The organism is Chryseobacterium sp. JV558 (assembly GCF_033712365.1).
Classification (GTDB): domain Bacteria; phylum Bacteroidota; class Bacteroidia; order Flavobacteriales; family Weeksellaceae; genus Chryseobacterium.
In genome coordinates, this window is the sequence record NZ_WJHU01000011.1 from 1 (window position 1) to 17,638 (window position 17,638).

The following is a 17,638-nucleotide window of genomic DNA, read 5'->3' on the forward strand; positions in this document are numbered from 1 at the left end:
CATAGACAGTTCCTAGTGAAGGAGTTCTATTATGAACCACAGATGACACGGATTTTCACAGATGATGATGTATATATAGAAGGGGAAGCCATTTTTGATGGAAACGGGTTAAAGATTATCTGCATTAATTATTATAAGATTAACCGCAGATGACACAGAATTTCACAGATGATGATGTATATATAGAAGGGGAAACCATTTTTGATGGAAATGGGCTAAATACCGTTCCTACTGGATATAATGAGCCCGATATTTGTAATCTAAACCTCAGAACACGAAACCCGAAACCCGCAACGCCAACCTCGAATCCCACAACTCATAATTCATAACTTATAATCGTCTCCTCTCCTAGCCCTGATAGAAATGGTTACCCCGCAGCTTGTCTGGAAGAGCTGGTGGGTTTGAGCCAAGGAAAGCCGGGCGTGAGGAGTAGGAATGGATAGCAGGTAAAAGCTTCTAAGAAAGTATAAGGGTTTGAAGGTTTAAGAAAGCTTGAATTTTCTGTATAGAAAAAAGATGGGAATGAAATGGTGCTCTTACAAGGTATGGTTAAAAGAAACGTTTGATTAACACCTTATATATATAGTATCCTAATAGACATCCGATAGTATCTGCTACGATATCCAATGTTTCCATAGATCTACCGAGTCCCATTTCTTCCTGTAGAATTTCTGTAAGGAAGGCATAAAGAAGAATGATCTGAAAAAAGTATGAGAATTTTATTTTGGGGAAAGCCGCAATGAAAGCGAAACCTAAGGCTCCAAATATGCTTAAATGCAATACCTTGTCGATACCACTGAACATAAACCAATATTCATGGTTCTCTTCTCCGGGCTTGAGAAGCATATAAGTAAGAAATGCCCAATAAATGGGCAATATCTTACTAAATATTTTTGAAATCTTATCCAATGATAGCTTTGTAATCATCTGCAGAAAGCAATTCAGACTGATCTGCCCCATCAGCAATTTCCAATTTGATAATCCATCCGTCTCCATAAGGATCTGTATTTAACAGTTCAGGCTGAGCTTCCAATTCTGAATTGAACTCGATAACCTTTCCAGCAATAGGCAAGAATAGATCTGAAACAGTCTTCACCGCTTCTACACTTCCGAAAACATCTCCTCCATTAAGATCATCATCTACAGTATCTATGTCTACATAAACGATGTCTCCAAGTTCTCCCTGAGCGAAGTCTGTAATACCGATTGTAGCAACGTTACCTTCGATCTTGATCCATTCGTGATCTTTGGTGTACTTTAATTCTGATGGTGTGTTCATTTTTTAATTTTTATTTTGTACAAATGTATTCAAAAATATAGTAGCTTCAAATATTGGATATAAAAAAAGTCCTTCAAAACTGAAGGACTTTTAAGTTTGTATCATTTTTAGAATCCGCCTCCGGACTCTCCGAATGTAAATGTGGCAGAAATACCTGCTCTCACTGTAGACAGCGGAAATGCTGTGGAGATCTTATACTTTGAGGTCATCTGTTCATAGAATACTCTCAGATTCAGATTCTCGGAAACATTATAGTCTGCGGAAAGTTTGATATTCATCAGTCTTTGTCCTCCGGTAACCTGAGCATCATTCAACAAGATATTCATAATGGAGGTTTTACTATCTCTTAATGAAATATCTCCCCTGATGTTAAGGTCACTTCCTTTTCCTCTTGTTCCTCTACCTCTGATGTTGGCTGTTCCCAATCTGAAGTTTCTGATAATATATCCAAGTCTTACTACATATTCTGTGTTGGCATCTTCGGTAAGAGTTTGGTTGACCAATCCCAATACCATCATTCTTGTTTTATTGTACTGGATCCCAAACTGCATATTGTTTCTCATGGTAACATCTACCCCGATAAGTGGTGAGAAAGATTCTACATATCCTACCTGTGCAAATGTATATGGATTGATCTTGTCACCATCGTTTTTGATTACATTTCCTGCATCATCCACCGTCTGGTAGTATCCATTTGGGTTACCGTGATAATCCACATTGCTTTGAATACCTGTTGCTGTATATGTTGCTGTATAACCATGTAAAATATCAAATTTGGTGAACTGCCCACTGATTATAGGAATATTTTTTAATCCCGAATACGTAATTCTCCAGTTTGGTAGCGGGAATCCTGTTTTCTTAGGACTGCTCATAGGAGCCACAGATTTCCCTTCCATAGCTGCTCTAAAGGCAGGAATCAAAACATAAGCATTTCCGATACTGTAATGCTTGGCAAACCCATTATTATCCAATACCGCTCCCGGACCTCCCAACTGTTGTGAAAGTGCTCTTGCATTTTCTCTGATAGCTTGGTAAACCGCCTGCCCATCTTTAAATGATGTGCTAAGAAGTACTGCAGAGTTGGAATACGTTATCATTTCGCTGGCAAATGTAAAGTTAGGATCTGAAACTCCATTATTTGTATAATTAAATCCTGTGTGTGAAAAATTACTGTTGTAATTGTGCAACACATTAAGATCAACTCTTAAATCATTCATCGGCATCACCTGTAAGTCTGCCCTCAATTCTTTGGTAGACATTCTTACATACGGATCTGTCATATAGTTGGAACCACTCACCCATCCGTTTTCCATTACTGTTCTTCTGATGTCAGCCTGTGATCCAAAAAGGAATCCTAATGTTGGTCCTCCCAATGTCTGTCCGTATCCATAAAAGTTTGGAGCTGATATTAGACCTGGAAGTACTGTTCCATTCGTTTCGTTATAACTTACGTTCAACTGTTTGAAAGAAGTAAGGAAGAATGCTGCACTTTGAAGCGGAGTAAGTTTATTTTTAAACTTATACTTCTTGTATCTGTATCTGTTTTTCTCCCATTGCTTCGTATACACATTGTTTAGAGAATCCATCTCCTGTCTGCGTTTTTGCAGTTTTGCGTTGATGTTTTTAAAGTAATTAAACTGTCCAAAGAACTTAGGTAGATCCGCTGAAGCTGTTGCCTGGATAACATTGGTATTCTGCCCTACAGATCCCAAACTTGCAGTCTGGTTTGTATTAGGATCTACAAATCCAGTCAAAGAAGTAGATCTAGCCGCCCAATTATAGGTAAATCCGTATCCAACTTCTGCATCAATGAAATCCAGATAAGGCAGATACTGGAACGGCAGTTTATAATTCAACTGCGCTCTGTGGTTATACAATACCGGCCTTCCTGCTCTGAATACATTTCCGAAGATCGATTTATTATCCATTGAATTTACATCCAGATTATCATTAAGGGTTCTGGTTGCTGAATTGATTTCCAGTTTTAATGATTTCGTGAAATTGAATCCTAACCCGTACTGCCATCCAAAGAAGAAGTTTCTGTTTCTGATGGCATCAAAGTCACTATTCATATTTCCATTCAGGATCGCTTCCACATTTCTGAACTCAAGTTCATTGTAATTTCTGTCGATTTCAGTTCTGAAAGATATTCTTGTAGGAATCGGATTAAAATTGAATTCTTTAACCCATCTTAAATACTTCGTAGACTTCGCAGTATCACTGATCATTTTATTGAAAGGCTTGATCACCCACGGCTTAAACGTGTAGTTATAATCAACATATCCTCTCAGATACTGTCTGTAATTTCTCTTGGTATAAATATCTCTGAAGTAGTCATCGTTATAAACAGCCGTTACCGAAACATTTTCGATGTCATAAAACTTAGGCTTTTTATTCGGATTTACTCTCTCCTTATGCATATTCACAACTCCTATACTTCTCTGCTGAGTATACGTTCTCGCAACTTTTTTCAGTTGCTCCCTGTTGGGTGCTTTACTGAATTCTACGTCGGTATCCAGAGGATTGTATTTCGGATCTTCAATGGTTTGTGAGTAAGAATAATTTAAAGGAATCTTTACTCCTGTTTTTTCAGGAAGGAATTTATCTACATTGATCGCTGTATTAATACTAAATGCTGATTGAGTAGACTGAGTTCTTTCCGCAGGTTTTGAATCTATATTTCCGAAACCAACAGAGGTATAAGAAGCATTGGCATTCACTGTTGCCAAATCTCCCATATTAAAGTTTAGGCTGGCATTTCCTGCATATCCTCCATCATTCTCAATTTCAGAAAGACGGATTTCATTTACCCAAAGAACCCTTGTTATAGTGGATGCATCTCTTGGATCGGAATTCCTCACCCCAATCATAATTGTGGTAATATTTCCTAAACTAGGTCTCCCTTTGATATAAATATTCTTATAAGGTTCCTGATATGCTGGGTCAACTGTTCTATTGGTAATAACAACACCAGATTTGTCTCTTCTTATTTTAGCATCTACAAAATTCTGAACATCAAAATCTACCTCATTTTCCATTGGCCAGATCTCCATAGGAGCTGTCGCTGTAGTAGGAGTCAAGTTTAATGATGATTCATACTCGTAATAATTATCAGTAGCATCACTTCCGAAACGGATAAAGAATTTAGTTTTCTCATCCATTCCTATTACTCTGTTCAATGGATCGTGAGCGTGCACAAATAGCTTCAGCTTTTTGTATCTTCTCATATCCAAAGTCGTATTTTTGAAAACTCCTCTTGCCTCAGTTTTAAGGTCTTTTACTTTCATGTAAAGTGAAGCTTCATTCTGTCTTTGTGCCCCTGCATTTCCACTTAATACCTGTCTGTCAATTCCCGGAGGCAATACATATGGAGGCTGGTTCAATGCATTCTCTTCAATATTTACACTTCCTATTTCAAAATTAGGATCTGTCACAGTTCCCGTTCCTTCTTCTGTATTAGTAACATTTAAACTGGCAATTTTACTATTGTATTTTCTCCAGTCTGATCTTACAAGATCCATTGTTCCGAATCTTAAAGTAGAGGTCTGATCAAAACCTGCCAGCATCAATCTTGCAAATCTTACGTTATTTAATACTCCATCTTCGTGTGTTCCTTCAGCTGGATCATAATTCGCAACAGGAATTCTGAACAGGAACCATTTTACATCTGCAGTCTGCCCATTCTGGAAGCTTGCTTTTACTGTTTTTACATCTACAATATTGTTCCCTCCTAGCGCTAAACTTTGCTGATCCAGCTTGATCACATACTGATTATAGTTTTCAGTCTGATCAAGGTTGTAATCTTTATTGATATCTTCTGCATCCGGAGTTTGTGAAGCCACATTCAGAGAGTTCGCTTCTGAGTTTCCTTCCGGGTTTCTGAAATATTTATATCGCTCAACAACTGAAGCAGCCTGACTTCCTGTAAACTTATCAGAAAGATAGAATACGAAGTCATCCACAGCAGGGTCAGCAATATTGGTTACCGGGTTTACAAAAGTATTTCCGAACCTCATGGCTTCCTGATCAGAAGTAAGACCGTCATATCCGGCATCCTGTACTCTTCTGTCATCTCCTTCTGTAGAGAAAGCATAGAGAATTGGCGGTTGTTTTGGTTGTATTCCCCAGTTGGAATTCGTAGTAGAAGATGGAGTACCAGGCGTTGGAATTCCATTTTCATACTGCATTTTTCCATCCTTAAGAACATCTTCTGAAACGTTTCCTAAATGAAGTAAAAGTTTTGGATCAGTACCCAGTGTTTTACCATCTGCGTATGGATCCATCATCCAGAATTCCACATATTCAATGTTTGAAGTAACAAAGTTCGGAACGCTGATTGATCTCATGATCCCCGCCCATCTGCTTTGTGCCTGCTCTGTTACCGGGTTTACGTTGTATGGCCCTTTTTCTTTAGGAAAATAAGAGATATCGAAAGTATTGGTGAAAGTTTGTTCCCCTGCTACGAAATCTCTGTTGTTGTAAATCTCAGAATACTGTACTCTTCTGGAAGCATGGTTGGATACAGACTGCGGTGTAATTCCTGCAGGTGCTTTACCTCCAACACCCCAGAATCTAGGGTCAATATTATACCATGTTAATAGCCCTCTTCCATATCCACTTGTTATATCGTCATTTCCTGGTACTGTATTAAATGGCGGCAATTTATTTTTTTCCGGTTTTGAAGCTAAGCTCCATGCTGCCGGTTCTTTTAATGATATTTTGGAAGTTGTCTGTTCAAAATCATCAATATAAGACTGGTTATTTGTTCCTTTATTCAACCCAGGCATCAGATATGCAGCTTCCATCTTAAAGTTTAAATTGGATGGCGCTTCGGTTTTTACCATCGGAAGCTTATTGGTAAGCCTTGTCAGATAAGGAGCCTGATTGTTGTACATCAAGTTGATCCCTGCCATGGTATTGTTTACCGCTTCCTGTCCGAAGTTTACTTTCTGGGTAAGTGGAGACTCTGAATAATTGATCACAGTACCTCCCAAGACAAAGTTTTCGCTGAATCTTCTTTCTAAATTTAATCCTAAGAATCTTTTTCTTTGGGTATTAAATGTCAACTGGTTTTCAAGTGAAATATTGATAGCCTGTCCGGACTGTTTTACATTTTCGTTGATAATGGTAACGGTACCCAGCATATAATCTACGGTGTAGTCTACCCCTTCTGTAAGCTGTACTCCGTTTGCTGCAACTTTCACAGATCCCTGAGGCACGTTTACTGCACCTAACGAAATACCTTGTCCCTGAGTTCCTTTATAACGGCCTTCCATTGTATACCTTTGTGCAAGGTTACTGGAAAGAGCCTGTTGTTTTTGTTTGGTATAAAGATCCTGGAAAACGTATTGAGGATCAAATGTTCCTCCTAAAACCTTTTGCATATAGCTACCAAAAGGCTGTACTTTGGTAAAGATTATTCTTCCGGTTTCCGGTCTGATGGTAATCCCATTGACAAAGTCGAAAATACCATCTCCTTTGCTTCCGTCTTTATTATTCTGGATATCTCCGTTCATGTTAAGACGGTCCCAGTTGAATAATTTCAGTAAGTTCTGATCTTTTACAGGAGTATCCGGAAGATAGTTGACTTTACCTCCTGTTTTTGGGTCTCTGTAGTATGCGTTAAGTATAAATCCATCCTGTGCTACCTGTCCTGCATCTATCGAATAGATATTCTTCATCATCAGGTCCCACATTGGAGATTGAGTGTTTACTTTATTGTTCACTCTCAATACTTTAGTAACTAGTACAGGACTTTCTTCAGAAAATTCCCCTACTTTGTATACTTTGTTACTTCCGTTAACCGTATAAGAGTATGAAACAGCCAAAAGCTGTTGGTCATTCAATTTTTGATTTAATGAGATATATCCTAATTGCGGCTGAAATGTAAATTCGTTAGCATTCAGCTTTCTTGCTTTTGTATTGTAAATGAATTGTTCTCCATTATCATACGGAGTTGGGTCTGTACCAATTACTTGCCCCTGGAAAATAGTACCATAATTTTTTCCAGCTTCTCTGGTTCCCGCTACTGTAGACACAGCATCATATAGCCCGTTCAGAGAGTTGTCTGGTAAAGTAATTCCTCCTGCGGCTTCTCCCAAATCTCTTATCCCAATAATACTTTTCTGGTAAGCCAGATTACTGTTCCCTTGATCAAGTACCCATACTTCCATTCTGGTAATATTGATCGTTGAGTTGATCTGTGGATAATTAAGTAAGGCATCATCATATTTGTTCAGGAAATAGTGTCCTAAAAAGTAGTGCTGGTTTTCTTCATAGTCAATGGCGTTGACTTTAAAATTGTTCATAACACCACCACCCTGTACTACAATATTCCGGGCCTCACCCTGTTGTTGGGAAAGAACAACAGTTCCAAATGTTTTTCCAAGCTGGAACTCTGTTTTCACCCCAAACAGTGATTGTGAACCACGAATCAAACTGGTTGAAAGCGGCATATTTACGTTACCAAATTCAACTCTTTTAATGATTTTATCTTCTCCTCCTTCGTTGGGTTTATCAACATTTCCAAGGCCTTTGCTTTGGAGGTCTTTCCAGCTTCCTTTTGCCTGCCAAACGAGATTCATTCGGTTTTCAAAGGCAAAACCACTTTGAGTATCATAATTGGCTTTTAGCTGCAGGTTTTCTCCTACTTTCCCCAATAGTCCCAACTGAATTCTCTGATCAATATCAAAAGTAAAACTGGTCCTGTTTTGTGGCAGGATCAGTGGGTTGTCTATTTTCTGGTACAATCCGGCAAAATCCAGGGATGCATACCCTGAAGGAATGATTTCAATTTTATTACCTCCGAAAATCGTTTCGAAAAGCCTGTTATTAATCAACAATGAAGGGATAAGTCCCTTCTTCCTTGCATCTGATCTGTCCCTTCTGAAAAGAAGATTATATTTATCAGATTTCTCCTTGTAATAAGCTTTTGTCTGGGTAGCAAGCATATATTCTTTATACTCTTGCGGAGACATGGCTGTAGGAGGGCCTGTAATGGTATTTCCGATTTTAGGATATACATAGTACATCCCGGTTTTTATATCGTAATAGGCTTCGTACCTCGTAGGGTCGGCCACTTCATATTGTTTTCTTATGATCGCTGTATCTTTCTGCACCTGTGCAAAAGCACCGACAGACATACACAGGAACGACAGGAACAAAAATATGTTAAGATGCTTAATATTCGCCACCAAATGTTAAATGTTTTTTAAGATTTGTTTAACCAATTCTTCTACCGAGATGCTTGGATTTTGTTTTATAATTTTATCCGCAATCTTCTCGCTCGCTCGTTTAGGAATCCCTAAAACTTCTAATGCAGATAACGATTCTTCCTTAATTTTATTATCTACCATCACAGAAATATTCGCGTTTGGATCGCTGTATTTCTGTACTTTATCTTTAAGATCTACGATAATTCTTTCAGCAGTTTTTGCACCGATTCCTTTTGCTTTTTGAATCAGCGCACTGTTTCCGGAAAGTATTGCAGAAGCAATTTCATCAAGACTCAATGTGGACAACAGAATCAATGCTGAAACAGCACCCACTCCATTAACACTTATTAACAGATTGAACATTTCTTTTTCTGAACGTGTGTTAAATCCGAAGAGAAGATGGGCATCTTCACGGATGATCTGTTGGATAAATAAAAAAGTCTGCTGATTCAAAACCAGCGTCTGTGAGGTCATCAAACTGATTCCCACGTAGTAACCAACCCCTTGTACATTGATAACAGCGTAGGTAGGCGTAAGTTCTTGAACGTTGCCTTGTAAAGAAAATATCATTATTAATTTTTAAAACTCCCAAATATAGCAATTTAAACTAATTAATGTTTTCATTTAACGTGCGAATGATTTTTAACTTAAATTTCAAATAAGAATTCAATGAATTAACACAAAAGCAAAAGACTCCAAAATATGGAGTCTTTTATTATCTCAACACGGTTTAAAGTGTCATTTTTTAATAAGAAAATCTGATCAGAGGTTAGGATTACTAATCACGATCTTAATTTTTAGTTTGATTTCTTTTCTCTTCTCTGAGCATCAAGAACAGCAATCGTAGCAAGATTTACGATCTCATCTACACTTGAACGCATTTGAAGAACGTGTACCGGTTGTTTTAATCCCATTAGGATAGGTCCGATAACCTGTGCTACTTTCATTCCTCTTAGAATTTTGTAAGAAAGGTTGGCACTTTCCAGATTCGGGAAGATGAATGTGTTCGCGGGTGTTGTTCCTAATTTGGAGAATGGGTAATCGCTCAAATGATCTGCATTCATCGCAAAATCTGGCTGAATCTCCCCATCTACAATCATTTTAGGGTATTTCTCATGAAGGATACTTACAGCTTTAGCTACTTTCTTGGAAGTTTCAGAAATAGCAGCGAAGTTTTCAAATCCAAGCATTGCAATTCTTGGTTCTATAGCAAAAGATTTTACTGTAAATTCTGCCATTTTAGCAATATTCACCAGATCTTCTGAAGTAGGATTCTGGTTAATGGAAGTATCTGCGAAGAAAATAGGTTTCTTTTCAGACAGAATCATCATCATTGCAGCTACTTTATCTACTCCTTTATCTTTTTCAATAACTTCCAAAACAGGACGCAAAACTGAAGTATAGTTTTTAGAGAATCCTACGATAAGACCATCGGTATCACCATGTCTCAACATAAGAGGCCCGAAATAATCTCTCTGACGAACATATCTCTTCGCTTTGTACTCGTTCATCCCTTTTCTCTGACGAAGTTTCCAAAGAGTTTCTCTGTATTTTTTTCTGTTTTCTTTCTGATCATCATCACTTGGATCAATGATTGGAACATCCAGAGTAATTCCGTAACGCTCCATCTGCTCCTTGATGTATTTTTTATCTCCTAAAAGACTTGGAAAAGCAATTCCTTCCTCATAAAGGATTTGAGCTGCTTTCAATACGTTATATTCTTCAGCATTTCCAAGGGTAATTCTTTTCGGATTAGATTTAGCACGGCTCTGCATCATTCTTACCAATCTCTCATCTCGTCCCATTCTGTCTAAAAGCTGGTGCTCATATTCTTCAAAATCCGTAATGGTTTTTCTGGCAACACCACTTTCAATAGCTGCTTTTGCTACAGCGCTTGATACTTTTGTGATCAATCTGTTATCAAATGGCTTCGGAATGAAATAATCTCTTCCGAACTGCAGGTTCTGAACATTATATGCTAGAATTACAGCTTCCGGCACCGGTTCTTTTGCTAAATCAGCAATCGCGTGTACGGCAGCCAGTTTCATTTCTTCATTAATTCCTGTAGACTGTACATCTAATGCACCACGGAAGATATATGGGAAACCTAATACGTTGTTTACCTGGTTAGGATAATCACTTCTTCCTGTCGCTAAAATAACATCTTTACGAGTTTCAATAGCAAGATCGTAAGCAATTTCCGGATCAGGGTTCGCTAGAGCGAATACGATAGGATTTTCGTTCATGCTTAAAAGCATTTCCGGAGTCATTACGTTTCCTTTAGAGAGTCCAACGAAAACATCAGAGCCTTTTACAGCCTCTTCTAATGTTTCGATATCTGTCTGAGCAATGAAGTCTAATTTTTCAGGAGTAAGGTTTTCTCTTTTATGGTTGATCACCCCTTTACTGTCACACATCAGGACGTTTTCTTTTTTCAATCCCAATGAAATATAAAGCTTGGTACATGCAATAGCTGCAGCACCTGCTCCATTGACCACCATTTTCACTTTATCAATATCTTTATTGGCAATCTGCAAAGAGTTGATCAATGCTGCTGCTGAGATAATGGCTGTTCCGTGCTGATCGTCATGCATCAAAGGAATATTCAATTCCTCTTTCAGTTTTTGTTCTATATAGAAAGCTTCAGGAGCTTTAATATCTTCAAGATTGATTCCTCCAAAAGTAGGAGCAATTCCTTTTACGATTTCAATAAATTTATCCGGATCTTTTTCGTCAATCTCAATATCAAATACGTTGATATCTGCAAAGATTTTGAATAAAAGTCCTTTCCCCTCCATTACCGGTTTTGAAGCTTCAGCACCGATGTCTCCCAGTCCAAGTACGGCAGTACCGTTAGAAATTACTGCTACCAGGTTTCCTTTTCCTGTATAATCATAAACAGTTTCCGGTTTATCATGAATTTCCATACAAGGAACTGCTACTCCCGGAGAATACGCCAATGATAAGTCTCTTTGAGAAGAGTGTGGCTTTGATGGGATTACTTCAATTTTTCCCTTTGGTTCTGCTTTATGATAATCCAGCGCTGCCTGGCTAAAGTTCTTTTCGTCACGATTGTTGTTACTTGACATAAAATTTTGTTTTTTGTTAAAGTATATATTTAATGTGGTAATCTACTAAGCTTTCAATTGGTTTCTGAACAACATGTCCCACATTTAAATTAAGTTCTGTAGCTACAGAACGTAGTACGTTTTCATAATAATAAGCGATAGATCCGATAAAATTGATTTCAACGTCTTTAGCTTCTTCATAAGGGATTACCTGGTATTCAAAGAAGTTTTTCATTTCTTCAAAAACCATATCCCTGAAATAAGGATGATCTTTTCTTTCGATCACAAATTTGGTAAAGTCGGCCAAATAAGCATTTGGTCTTGTAGTATGATACATATTTTGCAATGCATCTTCTACGGTAAGCAGATAGTTTGCTTCAAATTCGGCGCGCAGGTCTGAAGGCAGTTTTTTCATGAAATATCTGCGCAGCAATTGTTTTCCTATAGCGCTGCCACTTCCTTCGTCTCCAATAATAAATCCTAATGAAGGTAATTCTATCTTTATATTTTCACCGTCGAAATAACAAGAATTTGATCCTGTGCCAAGAATGCACACGATAGCAGGTTTTCCGCTGTATGCTGCATAGGCTGCAGCCATCAGATCTTCCTTCACAATAAATTCTGCTTTTACAAAAACCTTCTTCAGCTCTTCCTCTATGGTTTCACAGTTTTTTTTCACTCCACATCCGGAACCATAAAAATAAACCTTGGTAATTGAATTTTTAAGGGACATCAGATTGCTATTTTTCTGCACCTCAGGAGCGATAAGTTCTCTGTTGATAAAATTCGGATTGAAACCGATTGTTTCTGTTTTCAGAAAAACTTTCTTAAAGTCATCAAGTATTACCCAATCCGATTTAGTAGAACCACTATCTACAATAGCAACCATATTTTAGATTTTAATTTAAGGGTGCTAAATTAGGAATTTATCTTCAATTAGCGTTTATAAACAACCTGGAAGCTGTCTAAAATCATTAATGTTTAATCTCTGTTTTTTTTTCGTTGAACTGTATTAGCCAATCTTCTATTTCATCTTCCAGATAAGAAGTCTGTAATACCATTGCATTGATAAAATCATCAGGCACTGGTTCTCCTTTGGAGTTTTCGAGATTCCATAATTCGTTTGACATATTTTCATATTCAGAATACACTCTTTTGAAGCGGGAATTTTCTTTCTCAAGAGCTTCAATATTTTTCTGTTGAAGCTGGAATTTTCTGTATTTGTTTTGACTTTTCATACAAATATTATTAATAATTGGGTCATAAAATGTTGGAGTATATGCGCTTAACCGCGCACTACAAGATAGAAAAAACCATCAACACAAGAAGTTGAAAATGAATTTATTATCAGGTCGTTATTACATCATTCTGAATATTAAAATTAGAAATAATTTTTATTAAAAAAAATATTTTAACAACTTTTTTCAGTGTTTAACATATAGTTATAAATTTGCATATTCATATTGTGAAGTTCTGACATTATTGGTATTTCAAAATGGTTATTAACAGCCGGAATACAGTAAAGTCTTTATTTTCTGAGATATAAATCATTTCAGCTCTTATACAATACGGACTTATATTTTAGTTTTATAATCATTAAATGAAAGAAATACTCATACGCCAGAAACAGGTTCTGTTCTTCATCATTGCAGGAGGACTGAGTGCCATTGTAGAAATAGGCAGCTTTAAGATTTTCAGCACCTATCTTCCGCATTTCTTTGCAAAGGAAATCAACTTCCATGGTATACATTATCCTTTAAGTAACATTTTTTCCACCAGCTGCGGGATCATTACCAATTATTTCCTGAGTATCTGGTTTGTATTTGAAAGAGGAAAACATTCGAAGAGAAAGGAGTTCGTTTATTTTATGGTGGTATCCTTCTTTTCAACATTACTCAGTCTTGGTTTTTTCCAGATATTTTATAGTTTCATATTTAAAGATAATATCAACTTATTTTTTTATACCTTGAGCCCGGAAATGATCAGCAAAATTGCAGCAATATTACTGGTTTCCATTCTGAATTATTCGGTAAAAAAGAAAGTAATTTTTAACGGTTAAACTGTGACAAAAATTTTAAATTATCTCTGGAGATTCTGGCTGCTGCTGTTAGCATTTTTTCTAACAGTTACTATTGGGATCCCTGTTTATATTTTATCTTTTAACAAAAAGCATTATAAGTACGGTTATAAACTTGTCAGGCTCTGGTGTTTCGGAATGTTTTACGGAATGGGTTTCAGGTATGATCTCATTAAACTTTCGGAGCAGGAGAAGGACAAAAACATCCCTTATGTTTTTATATCCAATCATACATCCATCATGGATATTATGCTTACCTGCATTGTGTTTCCGGATCACCCGATATGTTTTGTAGGAAAGAAAGAACTGGTAAAGATTCCTATTTTCGGAACCATTTATAAAAGGATATGTGTGATGGTAGACAGAACGAGCGCCAAAAGCCGTGCAGATGTATACCGAAGATGTGCCGAAAAGATGGAGGAAGGCAACAGTATTGCTATTTTTCCTGAAGGCGGTGTACCGGACGACACTTCTATCATCCTGGATAACTTTAAGGACGGAGCCTTCATGCTGTCCTCAAAACATAACTCTCCTATCGCTGTTTATACCTTTATCGGACTCAAGGAAATGTTCCCTTTTGAAAACTCAAAAGGCTATCCTGGAAGAGTAAAGGTGTATTTCAACGGAATCATTGAGCCTACCGATTCGCCAAAAGACTTAAAGGCAGAGGCTTACGAGAAAATAAAAAAAACCTTAATCAGCTATTCCGTTGAAAGGAAATAGTTATATTTGTTTGTGAAATCTATAATAAATATGTCAAATTATTCTAAACAAACCAATTGGGCCCAATTCATTCCATTGGTTACTGTATTCTTCTTTTGGGGATTTGTAGCAGCCAGTAATGATATTCTGATCCCCGTTTTTCAAAAAGCCTTCAATCTATCTCAAACTGAAAGTATGCTGGTACAGATATGCTTTTATGTAGCGTATACTGTAGGTTCTTTAATTTATATGATTGTATCAAAAAGCCTGAAACAGGATTTGATCAATAAAATAGGGTACAAAAACGGCCTTATTGTGGGGCTTCTTATTTCAGCAATGGGAACCCTGTTGTTTTACCCGGCTGCCAACATGCATTCTTTCCCTTTAATGATCTCAGGATTATTTATTGTAGGTTTAGGCTTCTCTCTCCAGCAGATTGTTGCCAATCCGCTTGCTATTGAGGTAGGTCCTACAGAAACAGGATCTCAGAGGTTAACAATGGCTGGTGGAATCAATAACTTAGGAACTACAATAGGACCGCTTATTGTTGCATTTGCTATTTTTGGTTCTGCAGGTGCAGGCAACACGGAAGCAAGTATAGAAAGTGTAAAAATACCTTATCTTATATTAGGAGCAGCCTTTGCTCTTGTAGCTTTAATGCTTAAATTCTCTTCCCTTCCTGCTATAACTCCAACCAATACTGAAGACACAGATGATTCAACTCCTGGAGAGCACAGAAAATCAGCATTTCAGTACCCTCAATTGGTGATGGGAATGATTGCGATCTTCGTGTATGTAGGGGTAGAAGTTTCCACGGCCAGTAACCTTCCGGCTTATATGGAAAAAAACTTAGGCTTTGAAACCAAAGATGTAGCTCCTTATATTTCTTTATACTGGGCATCATTGATGATTGGCCGTTGGACAGGTGCTGTAGAAGCATTTGATGTAAATGCAGGATTCAAAAAGATCTTAAGATTCTTAGCTCCTTATCTTGCATTCGGTGTATTTTTACTTGTGAATGCTATTGCAAAGCATGATCTGTCTCCGTTCTATGTATATGGATTTATCATTATTGCAATGATTATCTGTGATATCTTAAGTAAAGGAAACCCGGCAAGAATGCTTTTAATCTTTTCTTTAGCAGGGATTACAGCTTTACTTGTAGGTATGTTTACTACAGGAATGGTATCTGTATATGCATTTACCAGTGTAGGACTTTTCTGCTCAACTTTATGGCCATGTATTTTTGCACTTGCCATCAATGGGCTTGGAAAACACACCAATCAAGGTTCCGGATATCTTATTATGATGATTATGGGTGGAGGTATCGTAAGCTTTATACAAGGTTATATCGCAGATATTACAAATATTCATTTCAGTTATATCGTAGGGGTTATTTGTTTTGCTTATCTTGCATTCTATGCGATCCGTGTGAGTGGGATTCTAAAAGCCCAGGGCATTGATCTGGATAAAGTATCTAAAGGCAATGGTCATTAATATTACGAAAACAATATATGAAAAGAAAAGGTTTTGGGCAGGTGTATTACTTGCCCAATTTCTTTTGTTTTATATCTGCTCAAAATCCGGAGTGATGATCTCGTTTTTTGAACGTTTTTTTGAACTTCAAAAAGGAACGCATCAGGCGTTATTCAGCTGGATTCCATTTTCTATGGGAGACCTTATTTATATTGTACTGGGTACTTTCCTTTTGTATTATTTCATCATGCTATTCAGAAAGCAACGAAGACAGGATTCTATGCTCAGGATTCTGATTATCATCAATATTTTTTATTGTATTTATCAGATCTTTTGGGGAATGCTGTATTTCCAAACTCCTATTATCAAGAAACTTTCAAGCCAGAAAGAACCGGATGTGGAAAAAGCAAAAAAACTGGCTCTTGATTATCTTGAAAAATGTAAAATAACCAGGCAGTCTGTCCATGAAGACGGCAAAGGAATATTTATTATTACGAACCTTACTTCTATACAACAGGAGATCCTGCATCAACAAACAAAACTACCTTCTCAGATTTCGAATAAAAAAGCGCCTCAGATTCTGGATATTAAACCCAGTTTATTCAAAAATGTAATGAGTTTTACCGGCATTCTGGGATATTACAATCCTTTTACCGCTGAAGCTCAATATAACGCTGAATTACCTTCTACATTCATCCCTTTTACAACAGCCCATGAAAGTTCGCATCAGCTGGGTTTTGCCAGAGAACAGGAAGCTAATTTTGTGGGGTATTTAATAGGCATTCATTCCAGTAATACTGAGTTGAGATACAGCACTGAGTTTTTCACTTTAAAAAGCCTTTTAAGGTTCATTGTGGAGGAAGATCCGGAGTTCGTTAAGAATGTACTTCACCAATATTCTCCTGCTATGAAAAGAGACCGTGCCTATGAAAAGAATTTTGTAATGAGCCACCAGGGCTGGTTGGATGATTTTTTTGGATATACCAACAATCTGTTTCTGAAAAGCAACCAACAGGAAGGTTCTGTCACCTATTCTTACTTTATAGATCTACTCTTAAACTATGAAAAATAGATAAAAAAAAGAATCGTATCAGGCGATACGATTCTAAAAACACAAATGATGAAAAAAAATTTATTACCTTGACTTGTTCCCTCATTCAAGGCGATGTAAAAGTACGACATATTTTATAAATACAAAAACATTTACATCCTTTTTTAAAACTTTATGAAAACTTTATGATTTTTTAAGTTTTTTTGAGTTCAAACCACTTCCTTACAAATCGCAACCAACACTTGTATTTAATATGAAAAACACCATTTAACCCCGTATAGCCTATTAAATTACCATAGAATCAAACCATTGTTTAAATAAAAAACATTCCGTTTTTACCCTTTTTTCATCGTTTTAAAAATTGGAGTTATCCACCCTATTTTATGGTATATTTCTAACATTTGCTCTATAAAAATTTCAAGATATTTTGATCAAAAATATTAGACTTTATTATTCTATTTTGTTCGTTTTTTTTTAACAGGAATTTTTATAAAATTGTCATTATATCATTTCTCAAGTGATTTACGCTCCTTGTTTTATTCTTCTTTTCCCTAAATATTTTCTTCCTTTTCAAAATATAGAACCTTCCAGGTTATTTAATCTACTTTATTAAAACCATTCTTTTAAAAATTCGGCATTCCCAGTCAAAGCCCTTGTTTTATTGAATAATAAAAAGAACAAATTCTTCATTAAAAGGACAATAAAACCAACAAATTTTAATAGAATATCATATTCTAGGATTTACTTCGGAGCTTCAATTTTGTAAAATAA

General features: G+C 36.7%; 12 protein-coding genes. 5 read left to right on the forward strand and 7 right to left on the reverse strand.

Annotated features, from left to right (window positions below; translation table 11 throughout):
* Positions 1 to 149 precede the first annotated feature (149 nt).
* Positions 150 to 329: a hypothetical protein gene (locus tag GFU89_RS22060; protein ID WP_318849176.1), complete on the forward strand. Its 180-nt coding sequence runs from the start codon at positions 150 to 152 to the stop codon at positions 327 to 329.
* 220 nt (positions 330 to 549) lie between these two features.
* On the opposite strand, the gene GFU89_RS22065 is transcribed toward GFU89_RS22060, so the two are convergent.
* The 7 genes from GFU89_RS22065 to GFU89_RS22095 all read right to left on the reverse strand — a co-directional run bounded on the left by GFU89_RS22065 (position 550) and on the right by GFU89_RS22095 (position 12,799).
* Positions 550 to 927, reverse strand: coding sequence for a VanZ family protein (locus tag GFU89_RS22065; protein ID WP_318849177.1), 378 nt, complete (start codon positions 925 to 927; stop codon positions 550 to 552).
* Positions 902 to 1,279, reverse strand: a complete 378-nt coding sequence (gcvH, locus tag GFU89_RS22070; protein WP_047373847.1) for a glycine cleavage system protein GcvH — start codon at positions 1,277 to 1,279, stop codon at positions 902 to 904. The genes GFU89_RS22065 and gcvH overlap by 26 nt, the downstream gene beginning before the upstream one ends.
* Before the next feature lie 107 nt (positions 1,280 to 1,386).
* Positions 1,387 to 8,421, reverse strand: coding sequence for a cell surface protein SprA (gene sprA, locus GFU89_RS22075; RefSeq protein ID WP_318849261.1), 7,035 nt, complete (start codon positions 8,419 to 8,421; stop codon positions 1,387 to 1,389).
* A gap of 57 nt (positions 8,422 to 8,478) precedes the next feature.
* Positions 8,479 to 9,063, reverse strand: coding sequence for a Holliday junction branch migration protein RuvA (gene ruvA, locus GFU89_RS22080; RefSeq protein WP_318849178.1), 585 nt, complete (start codon positions 9,061 to 9,063; stop codon positions 8,479 to 8,481).
* A 227-nt stretch (positions 9,064 to 9,290) separates the two neighbouring features.
* Positions 9,291 to 11,582 (reverse strand): NADP-dependent malic enzyme, encoded by a 2,292-nt coding sequence (locus GFU89_RS22085; protein ID WP_318849179.1) that lies wholly within the window; start codon positions 11,580 to 11,582, stop codon positions 9,291 to 9,293.
* A 16-nt stretch (positions 11,583 to 11,598) separates the two neighbouring features.
* Positions 11,599 to 12,450 (reverse strand): BadF/BadG/BcrA/BcrD ATPase family protein, encoded by an 852-nt coding sequence (locus tag GFU89_RS22090; RefSeq protein WP_318849180.1) that lies wholly within the window; start codon positions 12,448 to 12,450, stop codon positions 11,599 to 11,601.
* Between the two features lie 85 nt (positions 12,451 to 12,535).
* On the reverse strand, positions 12,536 to 12,799 hold the full coding sequence (locus GFU89_RS22095; RefSeq protein ID WP_318849181.1) for a hypothetical protein: 264 nt from the start codon (positions 12,797 to 12,799) through the stop codon (positions 12,536 to 12,538).
* 362 nt (positions 12,800 to 13,161) lie between these two features.
* On the opposite strand from GFU89_RS22095, the gene GFU89_RS22100 reads away from it, so the two are divergent.
* From GFU89_RS22100 to GFU89_RS22115, 4 genes are read left to right on the forward strand one after another with little or no spacing between them, the layout of a single operon-like run.
* Entirely contained in the window at positions 13,162 to 13,620 is a 459-nt protein-coding gene (locus GFU89_RS22100; protein WP_318849182.1) for a GtrA family protein, read from the forward strand.
* Positions 13,621 to 13,623: 3 nt separating this feature from the next.
* Positions 13,624 to 14,361 (forward strand): lysophospholipid acyltransferase family protein, encoded by a 738-nt coding sequence (locus GFU89_RS22105; RefSeq protein ID WP_318849183.1) that lies wholly within the window; start codon positions 13,624 to 13,626, stop codon positions 14,359 to 14,361.
* Positions 14,362 to 14,391: 30 nt separating this feature from the next.
* On the forward strand, positions 14,392 to 15,837 hold the full coding sequence (locus GFU89_RS22110; protein ID WP_318849184.1) for an MFS transporter: 1,446 nt from the start codon (positions 14,392 to 14,394) through the stop codon (positions 15,835 to 15,837).
* Positions 15,827 to 16,888, forward strand: coding sequence for a DUF3810 domain-containing protein (locus tag GFU89_RS22115; protein WP_318849185.1), 1,062 nt, complete (start codon positions 15,827 to 15,829; stop codon positions 16,886 to 16,888). Before GFU89_RS22110 ends, GFU89_RS22115 begins: the two co-directional genes overlap by 11 nt.
* Positions 16,889 to 17,638: the final 750 nt, after the last annotated feature.

Coding starts and splice junctions, on each gene's coding strand:
- GFU89_RS22060 (WP_318849176.1), top strand. CDS start 150: ATGACACAGAATTTCACAGATGATGATGTATATATAGAAGGGGAAACC.
- GFU89_RS22065 (WP_318849177.1), bottom strand. CDS start 927: ATGATTACAAAGCTATCATTGGATAAGATTTCAAAAATATTTAGTAAG.
- gcvH (WP_047373847.1), bottom strand. CDS start 1,279: ATGAACACACCATCAGAATTAAAGTACACCAAAGATCACGAATGGATC.
- sprA (WP_318849261.1), bottom strand. CDS start 8,421: ATGTCTGTCGGTGCTTTTGCACAGGTGCAGAAAGATACAGCGATCATA.
- ruvA (WP_318849178.1), bottom strand. CDS start 9,063: ATGATATTTTCTTTACAAGGCAACGTTCAAGAACTTACGCCTACCTAC.
- GFU89_RS22085 (WP_318849179.1), bottom strand. CDS start 11,582: ATGTCAAGTAACAACAATCGTGACGAAAAGAACTTTAGCCAGGCAGCG.
- GFU89_RS22090 (WP_318849180.1), bottom strand. CDS start 12,450: ATGGTTGCTATTGTAGATAGTGGTTCTACTAAATCGGATTGGGTAATA.
- GFU89_RS22095 (WP_318849181.1), bottom strand. CDS start 12,799: ATGAAAAGTCAAAACAAATACAGAAAATTCCAGCTTCAACAGAAAAAT.
- GFU89_RS22100 (WP_318849182.1), top strand. CDS start 13,162: ATGAAAGAAATACTCATACGCCAGAAACAGGTTCTGTTCTTCATCATT.
- GFU89_RS22110 (WP_318849184.1), top strand. CDS start 14,392: ATGTCAAATTATTCTAAACAAACCAATTGGGCCCAATTCATTCCATTG.
- GFU89_RS22115 (WP_318849185.1), top strand. CDS start 15,827: ATGGTCATTAATATTACGAAAACAATATATGAAAAGAAAAGGTTTTGG.